Source organism: Corynebacterium phoceense (assembly GCF_900092335.1).
GTDB classification, from domain to species: domain Bacteria; phylum Actinomycetota; class Actinomycetes; order Mycobacteriales; family Mycobacteriaceae; genus Corynebacterium; species Corynebacterium phoceense.
The window spans coordinates 1,879,297-1,895,604 of sequence record NZ_LT596208.1; the positions used below are offsets into that span (position 1 = coordinate 1,879,297).

15 protein-coding genes, 2 tRNA genes and 1 pseudogene are annotated in these 16,308 nt (G+C 64.4%); 7 read left to right on the forward strand and 11 right to left on the reverse strand.

Features of this window, described 5'->3' with window-relative positions; translation table 11 throughout:
- Positions 1-4: 4 nt before the first annotated feature.
- The 5 genes from BN9444_RS13150 to pgm all read right to left on the reverse strand — a co-directional run bounded on the left by BN9444_RS13150 (position 5) and on the right by pgm (position 3,277).
- Positions 5-77: transfer RNA gene (locus BN9444_RS13150), tRNA-Ala, on the reverse strand.
- A 24-nt stretch (positions 78-101) separates the two neighbouring features.
- Positions 102-174 (reverse strand) — tRNA-Ala (locus BN9444_RS13155).
- 114 nt (positions 175-288) lie between these two features.
- Entirely contained in the window at positions 289-1,056 is a 768-nt protein-coding gene (locus BN9444_RS13160; protein ID WP_066513070.1) for a DsbA family protein, read from the reverse strand.
- A gap of 120 nt (positions 1,057-1,176) precedes the next feature.
- Positions 1,177-1,641, reverse strand: coding sequence for a DoxX family protein (locus BN9444_RS13165; protein ID WP_082723291.1), 465 nt, complete (start codon positions 1,639-1,641; stop codon positions 1,177-1,179).
- A gap of 16 nt (positions 1,642-1,657) precedes the next feature.
- Positions 1,658-3,277, reverse strand: coding sequence for a phosphoglucomutase (alpha-D-glucose-1,6-bisphosphate-dependent) (pgm, locus tag BN9444_RS13170; RefSeq protein ID WP_066513074.1), 1,620 nt, complete (start codon positions 3,275-3,277; stop codon positions 1,658-1,660).
- Between the two features lie 153 nt (positions 3,278-3,430).
- On the opposite strand from pgm, the gene BN9444_RS13175 reads away from it, so the two are divergent.
- The 3 genes from BN9444_RS13175 to BN9444_RS13185 are packed head-to-tail and all read left to right on the forward strand — an operon-like array spanning position 3,431 to position 5,551.
- On the forward strand, positions 3,431-4,855 hold the full coding sequence (locus tag BN9444_RS13175) for an alanine/glycine:cation symporter family protein (protein WP_068802128.1): 1,425 nt from the start codon (positions 3,431-3,433) through the stop codon (positions 4,853-4,855).
- A gap of 13 nt (positions 4,856-4,868) precedes the next feature.
- Positions 4,869-5,171, forward strand: a complete 303-nt coding sequence (locus BN9444_RS13180; protein ID WP_066491451.1) for a fluoride efflux transporter family protein — start codon at positions 4,869-4,871, stop codon at positions 5,169-5,171.
- Positions 5,168-5,551, forward strand: coding sequence for a fluoride efflux transporter FluC (locus BN9444_RS13185; protein ID WP_066491449.1), 384 nt, complete (start codon positions 5,168-5,170; stop codon positions 5,549-5,551). The genes BN9444_RS13180 and BN9444_RS13185 overlap by 4 nt, the downstream gene beginning before the upstream one ends.
- Here the strand turns inward: BN9444_RS13185 and BN9444_RS13190 are convergent, their stop codons facing one another.
- From BN9444_RS13190 to BN9444_RS13200, 3 genes are all read right to left on the reverse strand, one after another.
- The gene (locus BN9444_RS13190; protein WP_066491446.1) at positions 5,552-6,175 is read right to left on the reverse strand and encodes a DUF4230 domain-containing protein; all 624 of its coding nucleotides are present in this window, start codon (positions 6,173-6,175) and stop codon (positions 5,552-5,554) included.
- 161 nt (positions 6,176-6,336) lie between these two features.
- Positions 6,337-8,922, reverse strand: coding sequence for an ABC transporter permease (locus BN9444_RS13195; protein ID WP_066513077.1), 2,586 nt, complete (start codon positions 8,920-8,922; stop codon positions 6,337-6,339).
- A 7-nt stretch (positions 8,923-8,929) separates the two neighbouring features.
- On the reverse strand, positions 8,930-9,658 hold the full coding sequence (locus BN9444_RS13200; protein WP_066513078.1) for an ABC transporter ATP-binding protein: 729 nt from the start codon (positions 9,656-9,658) through the stop codon (positions 8,930-8,932).
- 123 nt (positions 9,659-9,781) lie between these two features.
- Between BN9444_RS13200 and BN9444_RS13205 the strand changes: the two genes are divergently transcribed.
- Together BN9444_RS13205 and crtI are read left to right on the forward strand one after the other, a co-directional pair.
- Positions 9,782-10,648: a phytoene/squalene synthase family protein gene (locus BN9444_RS13205; protein WP_066513080.1), complete on the forward strand. Its 867-nt coding sequence runs from the start codon at positions 9,782-9,784 to the stop codon at positions 10,646-10,648.
- On the forward strand, positions 10,641-12,185 hold the full coding sequence (crtI, locus tag BN9444_RS13210) for a phytoene desaturase family protein (protein ID WP_068802129.1): 1,545 nt from the start codon (positions 10,641-10,643) through the stop codon (positions 12,183-12,185). Before BN9444_RS13205 ends, crtI begins: the two co-directional genes overlap by 8 nt.
- Positions 12,186-12,760: 575 nt before the next feature.
- Here crtI and BN9444_RS13950 read toward each other — a convergent pair.
- Positions 12,761-13,663, reverse strand: a pseudogene (locus BN9444_RS13950) (ABC transporter permease); the annotation flags it as partial.
- A 51-nt stretch (positions 13,664-13,714) separates the two neighbouring features.
- Between BN9444_RS13950 and BN9444_RS14420 the strand changes: the two are divergent.
- The gene (locus tag BN9444_RS14420) at positions 13,715-13,927 is read left to right on the forward strand and encodes a hypothetical protein (RefSeq protein WP_068802132.1); all 213 of its coding nucleotides are present in this window, start codon (positions 13,715-13,717) and stop codon (positions 13,925-13,927) included.
- Positions 13,928-14,073: 146 nt separating this feature from the next.
- The gene (locus BN9444_RS13230; RefSeq protein ID WP_181734566.1) at positions 14,074-14,307 is read left to right on the forward strand and encodes a DUF3073 domain-containing protein; all 234 of its coding nucleotides are present in this window, start codon (positions 14,074-14,076) and stop codon (positions 14,305-14,307) included.
- Between the two features lie 345 nt (positions 14,308-14,652).
- On the opposite strand, the gene purM is transcribed toward BN9444_RS13230, so the two are convergent.
- Positions 14,653-15,747: a phosphoribosylformylglycinamidine cyclo-ligase gene (purM, locus tag BN9444_RS13240; protein ID WP_068802134.1), complete on the reverse strand. Its 1,095-nt coding sequence runs from the start codon at positions 15,745-15,747 to the stop codon at positions 14,653-14,655.
- A gap of 36 nt (positions 15,748-15,783) precedes the next feature.
- Positions 15,784-16,308 (reverse strand): amidophosphoribosyltransferase (locus BN9444_RS13245; RefSeq protein ID WP_338078341.1); only part of this gene is annotated, 525 nt, incomplete at its 5' end.

Consider the following 16,308-nt stretch of genomic DNA (forward strand, 5'->3'; position numbering starts at 1 on the left):
GACGTGGAGCTAACGGGATTCGAACCCGTGACCCCCACACTGCCAGTGTGGTGCGCTACCAGCTGCGCCATAGCCCCTTGGGTGGTATGAAATTATATAAGTGGAGCTAACGGGATTCGAACCCGTGACCCCCACACTGCCAGTGTGGTGCGCTACCAGCTGCGCCATAGCCCCTCATACGAGGTGCGAACTACCGGAGAAATCTCCACTAGTTGCAACTCGCATTAATGTACACGCGGTGCCCGCAGGCTTCCAAATCGCCTGCACGCGGGCACCGCCTGCGCGGTCTTAAGCCTTGAGATCCTTGGCCTTTTCGACCCAGGTGGTGATGTCCTCGTTGTCGCCAATGAGGTCCTTGCCGTCGTGGATGATGCGCGGGGACGAGACCTGACCGGTCTCCTCCTTCAGCTTCATGGCGTTGGCCGCGGCGATGTCGCCACCGTCAGCCTTGAGGTCGGCGTCCTTGATGGCGTCAACAGTGGCATCATCCGCGCCGAACTGCTTGGCGGCGTCGGCGAAGTCCTTCATCTCCCACTTGTTGTACACGACCTGCTGGTCGACCATGAGCGTGTTACGCAGGTTCCAGTAGGCGGCAGCGTTGCCGGACTTGGCGAGCTCGATGGTCGCGGCGACGCCCTTGGTGGAGTGGCCGGTAGCACCGGCGAGGGTGGCCTCGTCGAGGGAGCCCGAGACGTCGAGGAAGTTGAGCGGACGGATAGCCACGTTGAGGGAGCCATCCTCGATGGCGGTCTTCATGTCGCCATCGGTGGCGACAGCCAGATCAGCGCAGTGCGGGCACGCGAAGTCCTCGTAGAGCTCGACCGTCGGGGTGTCCTTTGTGGCCTTCTCCGAGGACAGGGTGATGGCGCCGTCGGCGTACTCGACGGTCATGTTCACGTCCTGCTGCTCGCGCTCGGCCAGGCCGGCCGTCTTGGCGCCCTGGCCGTTCCACACGATGTAGCCGATGACGGCGGCAACGATAACGAGCAGGGCAACGATGGCCCAGATAAAGCCCGAGGAGCCCTTGGCGTTCGGGTCAGTGACTTTGGTACTCACGAATTTTCCTTTTTAGTTGGGTCTGATGACGACGAGGTCGTTGCAAACGCCTGTCAGGGTACTATGAATGGCCACGTTTGTGCAGGTTGTGTAACGCACAGCACGTGGCCAGATGAGAGATTATGCGTGGATAGCCCACTTCTTAAACGGGCGGTAGATCGTCCACACCGTGAGGAATATAAAGATGAAGTCACGGGCAATGGAGGTCGCGAAGTGCGCCGCCGTGGGAGTGGAGCTGGGCTGCACGCCGAAGCATCCGCACTCGATATTGAGACCGCGCGCCCACGCCTGCCCCATGCCAATGATGAAGAGGATGAGCACGACGGTTGCGACCTTCGACGACTGCTTGAGGAAGATGCCCAGCAGCAACAGAACGCCGCCGGCAATCTCCAGAGGGCCGATGATGGTCGCAAGATAGCCCGAAAACTCCGGGGTGAAAATCTTGTAGGCGGTGATCGACTGGCTCGTGTCCATGTAGGCGTTGATCTTATGGAGTCCAGCCGTGATCCACACGAACGCCATATAGAAGCGGGCCACGAAGCTGATGATGTCTAACACCAGCGTCTTATTTAACTTAGATTTCACCCTGCTCACTTTACGCCTAAACTCCTAAAACTTGGGAAACCACAGCTTGTGCCTCCTCTTGAACCCGCGCGAGGTGATTGTCCCCAAGGAAGGACTCCGCGTAGATCTTGTACTTATCTTCAGTACCAGACGGGCGCGCAGCAAACCATGCGTTCTCCGTCACAACCTTGAGCCCACCGATGGCGGCACCGTTGCCAGGGGCCTCCGTGAGCTTGGCGGTAATCGGCTCGCCGGCGAGTTCGCTCGCCGTGACCTGCTCGGGGCTCAGGGACTTGAGCACGGCCTTCTGCTCGCGGTTCGCAGGGGCATCGGTACGCGCGTAGGCGGGCGCACCAAACTCGGCGGCCAATTCAGCGTAGCGCTGGGAGGGCGTCTTTCCGGTCACAGCGATGACTTCAGCGGCCAGCAGGTCGAGGATGAGGCCGTCCTTATCCGTGGACCACACGGAACCATCGAAGCGAAGGAAGGACGCGCCAGCGGACTCCTCGCCACCAAAGCCAATCTCGCCAGAGATAAGGCCGTCCACGAACCACTTGAAGCCCACGGGGACCTCAACGAGGCGGCGGCCGTGGGATTCGACCACGCGGTCGATCATGGAGGAGGAGACGAGCGTCTTGCCGATTCCGACGTTTTCATCCCAGCCCGGGCGGTGCTGGAGCAGGTAGTCGATGGCGACAGCGAGGTAGTGGTTGGGGTTCATCAGTCCCGCGTCCGGGGTGACGATGCCGTGGCGGTCCGAGTCTGCGTCATTACCCGTCGCAATGTCGTACTTGTCGCGGTTCGCCACGAGCGAGGCCATGGCGTTGGGCGAGGAGCAGTCCATGCGGATCTTGCCGTCCGTGTCGAGCGTCATGAAGCGGAAGGTGCCGTCCACCTCGGGGTTGACGACCTCGAGGTTAATCCCGTACTCATCCGCGATGGCCTGCCAGTAATCTACGGAGGCACCGCCCATGGGGTCCGCGCCGATGTGCACGCCGGCCTTCTTAATGGCCTCCATGTCGACCACATTCTTGAGATCGGCGACGTACTCGGCACGGAAGTCATGTGCGTGAGCGCGCTCATCGAGGACGCCGGACACCGAGGTGCGCTGCACGCCCTCGAGCTCGGCGCGCAGGTAGTCGTTCGCGCGGCCCGCAATCCAATCGGTAGCCTCGGCGCCGGCAGGGCCACCGTTGGTCGGGTTGTACTTGAATCCGCCATCGCGCGGCGGGTTGTGGGACGGGGTGATGACAATACCGTCGGAGCCCGGATGGGTAAGGATGGCGTGGCTCACGGCCGGGGTAGGCGTGTAGCGGCCGGCGGAATCCACCATGACCTCGACGCCGTTGGCAAGCAGCACCTCAAGCGCGGAGACCATGGCCGGCTCGGAGAGCGCGTGCGTGTCACGGCCGATAAACAGCGGTCCAGTAACGCGCTCCTGCGTGCGGTAGTCGACGATGGCCTGGGTAATCGCCAGGATGTGGTCCTCGTTGAAGGCATGGTCGAGCGAGGAGCCGCGGTGGCCAGAGGTGCCAAACACGACTTCCTGGCCGGCGACCGTCACATCGGGGTGCAGCGAGTAGTAGGCGGTGACGACAGACGCGATGTCAATAAGATCAGAAGGCTGAGCCGGCTGCCCGGCACGCTCGTGGGCCATGAGTGAGGACTCCTTGTAATGGGAAAGACGAAATAAGTTGTCTCCTCCATCTTCCCCCGTCGCGCTGGACATTGCAGGTAAAATCTACCCCCGTTTAAGGGTCAGGCCGCCAAACGACAACGCGACTACCTGTCCACCGGTAGTTTCTTTGCCATGGATTCGCTGCACACTCTCTTCGACACCATCGGCGGCGTCGTCTGGGGCCCCTTCGTCCTTATCCCACTATTGCTGGGTACGGGCCTGTGGCTCACCATTCGACTGGGCGGCATTCAGTTCCGCACCCTGGGCCGCGCGATGCGCCATGCCTTCATCGACGGAAGTTCCGACTCAGACTCGACCGAAGGCGACATTTCTAACTACCAGGCTCTCACCACGGCGCTCGCCGCGACCGTGGGTGTGGGCAACATCGTGGGTGTGGCCACGGCCATCTCCATCGGTGGCCCTGGCGCCCTGTTCTGGATCTGGGTCACGGGCTTAGTCGGCATGGCTTCCAAGTACACGGAGGCGTACCTCGGCGTGCGTTTCCGTACCACGGACGCCAAGGGCGAGCAGGCCGGTGGCCCGCAGTGGTACTTGAAGCGTGGTATCCCCGGCACGCTGGGCAAGGTGCTGGCTTTCCTCTTCGCCATCTTCGCGGTCTTCGCCTCCTTCGGCATTGGCAACCTCACCCAGGCCAACGCCGTGGCCACCAACATGGAGTCCGCCTTCGGCATCTCCCCCACCGCGACGGGCGTGTTCATGTTCGTCGCTCTGGGCGCGGTGTTACTCGGCGGCATCCAGGCCATCGGCAAGATCACCTCCGCCTTCGTTCCACTGATGATCCTGCTCTACATCCTGGGCGGCATCACCGTGCTCATCATTGACGCAGCTCAGATCCCGGCCGCGTTGGGTCTCATCTTCACTGACACCTTCACCGGAACCTCCGCCGTGGGCGGCTTTACCGGCGCTGCCATCATCCAGGTCATCCAGTTCGGTGTCGCCCGCGGTATCTTCTCCAACGAGTCCGGTATGGGTTCTGCCGCCATCGCCGCGGCGGCCGCAAAGACGCCGCACCCGGCGCGCCAAGGCCTGGTCTCCATGACGCAGACCTTCATCGACACCATCATCGTCGTCACCATCACCGGCCTCGTCATCGTCGTCTCCGGCGTGTGGGACCAGGGCCGCGAGCATGCGGGCACCATGACGGCTGACGCCTTCGCCGCGGCACTGCCGGGCACGTGGGGTGGCACGATCGTCTCCATCTCGATCATCTTCTTCGCGTTCTCCACCATCCTGGGTTGGTCCTACTACGGCGAGCGCTCCCTCGAGTCGCTCTTTGGCCGTGTCGTGACTATCCCCTACCGCATGTTCTTTACCGTCGTCGTCTTCTTCGGCGCCGTCACGGAGATTGACGTCGTCTGGTCCTTCTCCGACTTGGCCAACGGCCTCATGGCGCTGCCGAACCTCGTGGGCTTGCTCATCCTCTCGGGTCTCGTTGCTCGCGAGACGCGCGCCTACCTCAAGTTCGACCCGAAGCTCTCCAAACCGGTCGAGGAGGTCCAGGAGTTCGTTCGCTCCCAGCACATGGACTGGAAGTAGTAGACTCCGCTGCATGCGTGAAGCAGCACTCGTCGGGTCCGGCGCCGCCCTCGGCGCCGTGGCCCGTTTTCTCTTGTCCGCCCTCCTCCCCGGCGCCGCCATCCTCCTCGCCATCAACATCGTGGGCTCGGCGCTCATGGGCTACTTCAAGCCTGCACCGTTTTGGGGCACGGGCGTGCTGGGCGGATTCACGTCATTTGCGACGTTCGCGTTCCTCACCGGCGAGATGAGCCCGGCACGTGCCGCCGCGTATGTCACGGCCACGCTCGTGGGCTGCGTGGGCGCCTATCTGCTGGGAAGCAGGGCGCGCGCATGATTGTCAGCATCCTCGCCGTCGCCGCCGGCGGCTTCCTCGGCGGCGCGGGCCGCTACGGCCTTACCCGCGTGCTCCCCTCCCCCGTGTGCACCTTCGTGGCCAATATGCTCGGTGCCCTCGCCTTGGGGCTCACCGTCGGCTTCTTCCGCGAGCACGCCTGGCTTGCCGATGCCGCCTCCTCCCCCGCCTATGCCTTCCTCGCCGTCGGCTTCGCCGGAGGCCTCTCAACCTGGTCGACGCTCGCACGTGAGCTCGGCGACATGCTCGCATCCAAGCAGTACCGGAAGCTCCTCACCTACGCGTTCTTCACGCTCGCCGTGGGACTCGTGACCGCCTGGCGCGGCACCATCTGGGCCACGCGCATTGTGCAAGGCTGGTAATTACTTCCAGTCGACGGTGACTTCGTAGTCACCCGCGCCGGCCGCGCCCAGCGTGGCCTTGACCTGCGAGACGAGCAGATCCTCGGCACGCTTCTCCGCACGGTCGAGCAGGCCAGCCTTAACGGCCTCTTTCTGTCCGTCGTCTTCGCGGCCCTTCATGAACTCGGAGACGTCGCGCACCTGCACCTGGTTGAACGGATTGATGGACTGGTCGTACTGCTCGACGCTGCTCTGATCAATAGTCGAAGAGAGTACCTCCACCTTCGGCGCCGTGACCGTCACGGTCTGCTTGTCCTCATCGAGGTCGAATTCCACTGCCTCCATGTCCTTGATGCCCGCCTTCACCTCGCCGCGGTACGTCACGATGAAAGACTTTTCCGTCCACGGCACATCGACGCCGAGGACGTGCATCTTCTCTCCGTCGTACGTGCCAATCGAGCTGTAGCTGTAATCCTCGACCGCGAACTCCGCGACCTCTTCAAAGGAGGACTTGAGCGTCTCGCCCGTCACCTGGGCGCGCCCTGCGCGGTCCATGACGATAAACGCCACGAGTCCTGCCACGGCGAGGGCAAGGATGATGACGGCGGCCCAGGCGCGACGGCGCACCGGAGAATACGTTGACATAAGAAAGCCTTCGTTTCAGGGAATAGAGAAAGCGCCCTACCCCTCGACTGGGGACAGGGCGCTTCATTTTACACCGCTGTATGAGGTTGAAAAGACCCTCGGCGCGGTTGCTACCCGGAACGTTTCCTGCGGCGCTGCTTCTGCGGGCCTTCTATGCTGCTCTATTCTGCGATGGCGTCGAGCGGCGGCGTCTTCGCCGCACGGGCCGCCGGCCACAGCGCGGCGAGAACGCCCACAAGGCCGGAGCCCACGAGCATGAGCGCAATCATGCCCCACGGAATGGTCATCGCGTCAAGCCCCTGGCTGGCGAGCACCTTGAGGAAGGCCCAGCCGAGGCCCAGACCGATGACCACACCGCTCAGCGCACCGTAGAACGCGATCTGGACAGCTTCGAGGATGATCATCGTGCGAATCTGGCCGCGCTGCGATCCCACAGCGCGCAGCATGCCAATCTCTTGGCGGCGCTCGATAACTCCCAGCGTGAGCGTGTTGACGATGCCCAGGATGGCGATGATGACCGCAAGCGCCAACAGTCCGTACAGGATGGAGAGCATCTGGTCGATCATCGTCGCCGCCTGGCCCGCGTAATCCTCACCGGACATGACCTGCACGACGACCAGGTCCTTGACAGACTCCTCAAGGTCGCTGCGTAACGTCTCCAGGGCTTCCGGCGACTGATCCTCGCCGCGCACGCCCACGACGTTGACGGTGCGAGCCTCTGCCGGCACCGCCTCGGAGACGACGACCATATTCTGCACGATCTGGCTCTTATCGAAGGTGCCCTTGAGCTCGACCTGTCCGATTTCCTTGGCCGGCTTGCCCGCCACTGCAGCCGCCGGGTCTGCCTCCGCGAGCGGGTACGACTCGCCGACCTTCCAACCGTTCTTCTGCGCGAAGTCCGTGGACGCGATGAAGCCATCGCCCTCGAAGTCCGCCGTGCCCTCGGCCATCTCAAATTTGATCATGTCCGCGGGCTTGCCGTCGAGCATCATCGACTGCGTGTACTGCGGGCCGTAGTTAAGCGAGGCCTGGCCATCAACGGTGACCGGTGCGACGGAGAGCGAAATGACCTCCTCGACACCGGGGGTATCGGCAGCACGCTGGCCTGTCTCCGTCGGCGTGGGGAAGTTTCCAGACTGCGGCCCGGAGAGCAGGTAGTCCGCCGTAATGTTATTTTCAACTGTGTCCGAGACCGAGGACTTCATCGTCGCGCCGAGCATGCCAATCGCCGTGACGAGCGCGACGCCGAGCATGAGCGCGAACGCCGTGGCCGCCGTGCGACGCGGGTTACGCTTCGAGTTCGTCGCCGCAAGACGGCCCACAGCGCCACACGGCGCGCCCACAACGCGGCCCAGCGGCGGGACGATAAACAGCGAGATCGCCGGCGAAGCAAGGAAGAAGCCCACGATGATCGCGAGCGCGGCGCCGCCGATGAGGCTCGCACGCACGCCCGTTCCAGCATCCGATGCCATGCCCCACGCGGCCAGCGCGACGCCGATGAGGATGAGCGGCACGCCGATCCAGGTGCGCACGGTGAGCGGCTGGCTCGTGGACGCCTCGGAGGAACGCATGGCCTCCACCGGCTGCACCGCGCCCGCACGCTGCGCCGGCGCCCACGCAGAGACGACCGTGACGATGGTTCCCAGGATGATAGGCACGATAATCGCGCTCGCGGACAGACCCAGCGAGGAGCCCATCACCATGCCCTGCGCATTCATCACGGCCTTGATAATCGCCACGAGCCCCATGCCCGCGACGACACCCACCGCGGAGCCGATAAGGCCCACGATGACGGATTCAAAGATGACAGAGCGCGTGACCTGACCGCGCGAGGCGCCCAGCGCGCGCAGCAGCGCGAACTCCTTCGTGCGCTGTGCGACGATCATCGAGAACGTATTCGCGATGATAAACGTACCCACGAGCAACGCGATGAGACCGAACGCGATGAGAAAGTAGTTGATGAACTTCAGGGCAGAAGCCATCGTCTCCGTGGCTTCTTCCGCGAGCTTCGCACCTGACTCTGCACTCATACCCAGGTCCTGTGGGCCGCCCTCGCCATATTCGACGTTAATGTGCTCGACAAGCTGGTCCGCCGTCGTGCCCTCGGCTGCGGCCACGGCGAGCGTCGACGCGTTGCCGTAGACCTCCGTGAACGCGTCCGCGGCCATCATGAGCGTGAGCGACGAACCCGTGGCGCCTCCCTTGCCTTCCGGCGTGACGAGACCCGCGACCTTCACTTCGTCGCGGTGATCCGGGTGCACGACGAGCAGCTCGTCGCCGACCGCAATGCCATACTTCTCTGCGGCATCGCTAGTGACAACGGCCTCGCCCTTGCCCTGCGGCTCGGCGCCCTCGGTCACCTCGTATGCCTGGCCCACGACCTTTTCGGCCGGGTAATACGGCACGAGCGAGGACGTCCCACCGCCCGTCTGGAAGGCGACGGCATCCGAGTTCGCTACGACGACCGTCTGATTCGACTTGAGATTGACGCGCTCTATGTGCGAATCCTTCTCCAGCGTCTCGATCGTCTTCCCGTCGAAGCCCTCGCCGTTGACCGCCGCGTCCACATCGTCGTACGTCGACGACACCGCCTCATCGAACGTATCCGAGAGCGTATTGGTGAACATGAACGAACCCGCGATAAACGCCGTGCCGAGCACGACCGCGAGCAGGGTGAGAGCCAGGCGCAGCTTATGCGCCAGGATGTTGCGCAACGAGACCGTGCGCATGGTGTTTTTTCTAGCCATAGAGAATCTAACCCTCGATTTCCGCCATCACGGCGTGGATGGCTTCCATGGTCGGATTCTGGATTTCGTTGACCAACCGGCCGTCCGCCAAGAAGATGACGCGATCCGCGTAGCTCGCCGCCTTCGCGTCGTGCGTAACGATGACGACGGTCTGGTTATCCTCGTCCACCGCGTGGCGCAGGATGGAGAGCACCTCCGCCGAGGAGTTCGAGTCCAGGTTGCCCGTCGGCTCATCGCCAAAGATGATCTCCGGACGCGAGACGAGAGCACGCGCACACGCGACGCGCTGCTGCTGTCCACCGGAGAGCTCCGCCGGGCGGTGCGTGAGGCGCTCCGCCAAACCCAGGCGCGTGGTCACCTCATCAAACCAGGCCTTGTCGATGTCCTTGCCCGCGATATCCGTGGGCAGCGTGATGTTCTCCGCCGCCGTGAGCGTGGGCACGAGGTTGAAAGACTGAAAGATAAAGCCCAGACGGTCGCGGCGCAGCGCCGTAATCTGCTTGTCGTTCAAGTGGGACATATCCGTCTCACCAATAAACGCCGAGCCGCTCGTCGCTGCGTCCAAGCCCGCCATGGTGTGCATGAGCGTCGACTTGCCGGAGCCAGACGGCCCCATGATCGCGGTGAACTGGTTGCGCGCAAACTCGACGTTGACGTGGTTAAGCGCCGTCACGGCAGTCTCACCGTCGCCGTACTGCTTGAAAAGCTCCACAGCACGGGCTGCTGCTTCGGTCATGCGGGATACTCCTCTAGTTTTAGGTTCTAGTGCTCGTACTACTCTACTGATTCCCACCGCAGGCCTCGCCGCTACAATAAGATCCACCCTAAATTCGTGTGCTTTTAAGGAGAACTACGGCCCGTGCCTCGCTCACCGCTCGCCGCCTATGACGCGGCCGCCGCACGCGCCTCCGCGCAGGTCATCGCCTCCTACTCCACGAGTTTCTCCCTCGCCGCGCACCTCCTGCGTGGCCGCGTGCGCACCGATATCCGCAATCTCTACGCCGTGGTCCGCATTGCCGATGAGCTTGTCGATGCCGCCGGCTCCCAAGCCGGCCTTTCTCCCACCGAGCTCGCCGCCGCCCTCGACGCCTACGAGGCCGCCGTCCTCGCCGCCCCCAGCCAGCGCTTCCACACGGACCCCGTCCTCCACGCCTACGCCGCCACCGCCCGCCACTGCGACTTCGACCCCGCGCATATCCGCGCCTTCTTCGCCTCCATGCGCCGCGATCTCACGCAGACCAGCTACACCCCCGCGGACTTTGACTCCTACATCTATGGCTCCGCCGAGGTCATCGGTCTTCTCTGCCTCGACTGCTTCCTCGCCGACCACCCCGCCGCCCCCAGCCGCCGCCCGGCCCTCGAGGACGGCGCCCGCCGTCTCGGTGCCGCTTTCCAGAAGGTCAACTTCCTGCGCGATCTCGCCGCAGACACGACCACCCTCGGCCGCACCTATTTCCCCATGCTTGCGGACCGCCCCCTCAACGACGCTGCGAAAGACGACATCATCGCCGATATCCGTGCGGACCTTACTGCCGCCCGCGCCGTCATCCCAGAGCTTCCCGCCTCCGCACGCCTGGGCGTTACTGCCGCGACCGACTTCTTTTCCCAGCTCACCGACAAGCTCGCCGACACGCCCGCAGACGCCATCGCCAGGACCCGGGTGCGCGTCTCCGCCCCGCGCAAGGCAGCCCTCCTCGTTCGTTCTTTAAGGAGCCTTCGTGTCTGACCACGCTGACCACGTCATCGTTATTGGCGCCGGTGTAGCCGGCCTTGCCACCGCTGCCCTTCTCGTACGCGACGGCAAGCGCGTCACCGTCATCGACCAGAACGAGACCGTGGGCGGCCGCGCCGGTTCCTTTGAGACAGACGGCTTCCGCTGGGACACCGGCCCGTCGTGGTACCTCATGCCCGAGGCCTATGACCACTTCTTCGACCTCTGTGGCGCGCCCCGCCCGCAGCTGCGCGACATCCATCCCGCCTACCGCGTCCTCTCTTCCTCCGAAGCCCTCGACGTCCACCCCGGCATAGACCATGTCGCAGGCCTCTTCGAGTCCATCGAGCCCGGTGCCGGCGACCGCATTCGTGCCTACCTCGCCCAGGCTTCTGAAATCTACGATATTGCGCTGGCTCACTTCCTCTACACGACGTTTTCTGACCCGCGCACGCTGCTCGTCCCCGACGTCCTTTCGCGACTTGGAGTCCTCGCGCGCCTGCTCTCCCAGTCCCTCGCGCGCCACGCCGCGGGTTCTTTCCGCGACCCGCGCTTACTCCAAATTCTCACCTACCCCGCTGTCTTCCTCTCCTCCGAGCCTGCCGCCGCGCCGGCGCTCTACGCGCTCATGAGCCACACCGACTTGGTCCAAGGGCCCAAGTACCCGGTGGGTGGCTTCAACGGCCTCGTGCAAGCCATCGCGGACGCCGCCTCGGGCGCCGAGTTTCTCCTTGGCGAGCCCGTCACCGAGATTACGCACTCGGGCCGCCGCGCCACCGGCGTAATGCTCGCCGGCCGCCACATTGCCGCCGATGCCGTCGTCTCCGCCGCGGACCTCCACCACACCGAGACCGCGCTCCTGCCACCCGCATTGCGTACCTACACTTCCTCGTACTTTGCGCGCCGCGACCCCGGACTCGGCACCGTGCTCATCCTCCTCGGCGTGCGCGGTTCTTTACCTGAACTCGCACATCACACGCTGCTGTTCAGCGAGGACTGGGGCCCCGACTTCCGCGCGGTCTACCACGGTCCGGAACCCACGCGTCCCCTCGACGCATCCCACTCCATTTACGTCTCCAAGCCCTCAGCCTCGGATGACACCGTCGCTCCCGCCGGGCACGAGAACCTCTTCGTTCTCGTGCCCGTGCCTGCCGATGCCGCCCTCGGCCACGGCGATGCCTACCACCCCCAGGCCAGCACCCGTATCGACGACATTGCCGACGCCGCCATCGAACAGATAGCGAGCTGGGCGCATATCCCTGACCTCGCGGACCGCGTCGTCTCCCGTCACACGCTCGGACCCGCCGATTTCACGGAACGCTACAACGCGTGGCACGGCGGCGCCATAGGCCCCGCCCATACGCTGCGCCAGTCCGCCTTCTTCCGCGGGAAAAACGTGTCCTCGAAGCTCGAGAATCTCTATTACGCCGGTGCGACTACCGTCCCCGGCGTGGGCGTGCCGATGTGCCTCATCTCCGCCGAGAACGTCCTCAAGCGCATGCACGGCGACACCACCGCGACCCCGCTCTCCCCTGAGTTCTTCCGTCGATAGACACGCTGCGAGACACCCCACGGCAGCAGTATGTCTGCGCCGCCTAATGGTCACGCCCGCTACGTGCGTTGAAGTGTGAATGAGTCGTCCAAGAATCAGGGGAATTTGTGTGACTCGTTTATTTTTCGGAGGCTGTAGCCCGTGCGCCGGCGTTGCGGTCGGCGTCGCTGTAGCCGATCGCGTGTGCCTGACCCTCCTCTCAGTCGCTGGCACCTGGCCGCCGCGCGTGAGACTTGAGGGAAAGCACGGTCACGACAGACAATCGGGGGCTAAAACGACTGGAAGCCCAGGCACCACANGGTGGAGGCGCCGGAGTGCCGCACCGAACTCGTGCGCCGCGCGCGGAGTGGCCCGCGCCGCGGCGAGCCTTTCGATAGTGAGCTCCGTCCCGCCGACGCTGAGGACGGGCACGACGGAACCCGGGACGGCATCGGCAAGCCAGACCAATCCCGCGGCCTCATAGCCAGCCTGGGCGGGCACCTGGGCGCGCTTGATAAAGACGTCGTCGCGGTTGCTCATACCTTTAAGAGTACAAAAGCCGCCACGCGAGTGCGTGGCGGCTTTCATGTGACNCAGGTGCGCACGGTGAGCGGCTGGCTCGTGGACGCCTCGGAGGAACGCATGGCCTCCACCGGCTGCACCGCGCCCGCACGCTGCGCCGGCGCCCACGCAGAGACGACCGTGACGATGGTTCCCAGGATGATAGGCACGATAATCGCGCTCGCGGACAGACCCAGCGAGGAGCCCATCACCATGCCCTGCGCATTCATCACGGCCTTGATAATCGCCACGAGCCCCATGCCCGCGACGACACCCACCGCGGAGCCGATAAGGCCCACGATGACGGATTCAAAGATGACAGAGCGCGTGACCTGACCGCGCGAGGCGCCCAGCGCGCGCAGCAGCGCGAACTCCTTCGTGCGCTGTGCGACGATCATCGAGAACGTATTCGCGATGATAAACGTACCCACGAGCAACGCGATGAGACCGAACGCGATGAGAAAGTAGTTGATGAACTTCAGGGCAGAAGCCATCGTCTCCGTGGCTTCTTCCGCGAGCTTCGCACCTGACTCTGCACTCATACCCAGGTCCTGTGGGCCGCCCTCGCCATATTCGACGTTAATGTGCTCGACAAGCTGGTCCGCCGTCGTGCCCTCGGCTGCGGCCACGGCGAGCGTCGACGCGTTGCCGTAGACCTCCGTGAACGCGTCCGCGGCCATCATGAGCGTGAGCGACGAACCCGTGGCGCCTCCCTTGCCTTCCGGCGTGACGAGACCCGCGACCTTCACTTCGTCGCGGTGATCCGGGTGCACGACGAGCAGCTCGTCGCCGACCGCAATGCCATACTTCTCTGCGGCATCGCTAGTGACAACGGCCTCGCCCTTGCCCTGCGGCTCGGCGCCCTCGGTCACCTCGTATGCCTGGCCCACGACCTTTTCGGCCGGGTAATACGGCACGAGCGAGGACGTCCCACCGCGGACCGCCCCGAGCCGGGCGCCGATATCCTGTCCGGCCCCGGTGGGCGCCGCGTGGGCCGCCTGGGCACCGTCGTCGACGACTGTGACTTCGGCCCCATCGCCCTCGGCTTGGTCAAGCGTTCTGCACTCACGGGCACCGATCTCGTCACCGGCCCGCTGCGCGGCGAGGCGAACGTCGCCGCGAGCGTCGAGCCAGAGTCCATCCCCACGGATGAGGGCCCCAAGGCTGGCCGCGCCGCGGTGGAGAAATTGCGCGGCCGCTAGCCTTCTTTGCCCTGTAACAGGGGGCGGTGCGGAATTTTTTCGGCACACAGGCTATTGTGTCTAACAGGACCATACTGTTATTGAAATTCGATGGGGCATCCGAACTTCCCTGGAATGCCTACACACACCTCAAGGGGGTCATGCACATGGGACGCGGACGCGCGAAGGCGAAGCAGACCAAGGTTGCACGCCAGCTGAAGTACAACTCACCTGAGATGGATTTGGACTCGCTCCAGCGCGAGCTCGCCGCTCAGAAGCCGCGCAACGACTGGGATGACGAAGACGAGGTGGACTACGAAGACAAATACGCCGACTACATCGACGAGTATGACGATGAAGACGACGTTGAGGATGACACCGACTCTTCGGACAAGCGCTAAGTCCTAAGACTCTTATTCCGCCGCCGGCCCGCCCGGCGGCGGATTTTTGCGTGTCCCCATCCTGACCGTGTCCGTCACGACGCTGTCTGCGCTTCGTCCGTCCGGCGCGCGGCGCGCGGCGGACTTCAGAACAACGAAGGCCCCATAAACCACGGAAATCTGAGCCTTCGTTGTCATGAAATCCGCGACACCGTTTCCACGCGACGCACAGGCGCATTCCACCAGCTCGTTCCTTGCGATAATTCTCCGCGCGCCGCATGAGCCGACGCGATTTTCGCAAGGAACCGGACACGCGAACGCCGCCCTGCCGATGCGGCACGGGCGGCGTGTGTCTGAGGCGCGAACTTAGAAGTTCGGGTGCTCGCCCTGCATGATGACGCGCGGCTCGTCGCCGCCGGACTCGCGGATGGTGCCGAGCTCCCAGGCGTCGAGGTGGCGGGCGGTGAGCATGGCCAGGGCGCGGTCGCGGTCCTCCGGGGAGACGACGGCGATCATGCCGACGCCCATGTTGAAAGTCTTCTCCATCTCGGACAGGGCGATCTTGCCCACGGAGGCGATGGTGCGGAAGATCTGGGCCGGGGTCCAGGTCGCGCGGTTGACCTCAGCGGTGAGTCCCTCCGGGATGACGCGCTCGAGGTTGCCCGCGAGACCGCCGCCGGTGACGTGGCAGAACGTGGAGACCTGGCACTCGGCGGCGAGCGCCAAGCAGTCCAGCGCGTAGATCTTGGTCGGCTCAAGGAGTTCCTCGCCGAGGGTGCGGCCGAGCTCTTCCACGTGGCCGTCGAGCGGCAGGCCCGCCTGTTCGAGGAGGACGTAGCGGGCCAGCGAGTAGCCGTTGGAGTGCAGTCCAGAGGAGCCCATGGCGATGAGCACGTCTCCATCGCGGACCTTGTCCGGGCCAAGGAGGCCATCAGCCTCGACGACGCCCACGGCCGTGGCGGAGACGTCGTACTCTTCTGGGTCCATGACGCCGGGGTGCTCCGCGGTCTCACCGCCGAGCAGAGCGCAGCCTGCCTGGACGCAGCCTTCGGCGATGCCCTTGACGACCTCGGCGACCTTCTCCGGAACGACCTTGCCCACCGCAATGTAGTCCTGGAGGAAGAGCGGCTCGGCTCCGCAGACCACGAGGTCATCGACGCACATGGCGACCAGGTCGATGCCGATGGTGTCGTGCTTGTCCATCGCCTGGGCGACGGCGAGCTTCGTGCCCACACCGTCCGAACCGGCAGCGAGGATGGGCTCCTTGTACTCGCCCAGCTTGAACAGGCCGGCAAAACCGCCGAGGCCGCCCATGACCTCCGGGCGGGTGGCGCGCTTGGCGTGCGGGGCGAAGAGGGTAACGGCGCGGTCGCCCTCTTCGATGCTCACGCCGGCAGCGGCGTACGTGGTGCCGGAGTTCTCGGCGGCGGTCTCAGAGGAAGCGGTGGGGTTTTCAGACATCGCGGTGGGATTCCTTAAAAGTCGGTCGGAAGGGGTTTAGGCGTCGGTGCCTTGAAGTTTACGCACGGCCTCGGCATTGGGGTTGCCCGCTGGCAGGCCCAGGGGGTAGTTGCCGGTGAAGCACGCAGTGCACAGCTCCATGCCGGGCTGCTCGGTCGCGCCGACCATGTCGTCGACGGACACGAAACCCAGGGAGTCCGCGCCGATGGCTTCACGGATAACGTCGGCGACGGTCTCCGGGTCATCGGACGGCGTGGCATTCGCGATGAGCTCCGCAGGCGAGGCGAAGTCAATGCCGTAGAAGCACGGCCACTTCACCGGCGGGGACGCGATACGCACGTGGACCTCGGCGGCGCCGGCCTCGCGGAGCATGCGAATAAGGGCGCGCTGCGTGTTGCCGCGGACGATGGAGTCGTCGACGACCACGAGCTTCTTGCCCTTGATGACCTCGCGCAGCGGGTTGAGCTTGAGGCGGATGCCGAGCTGGCGCTGCGTTTGCGTGGGCTGAATGAAGGTACGGCCCACGTAGGCGTTCTTCACCAGGCCGTGGGCAAAGGTGAT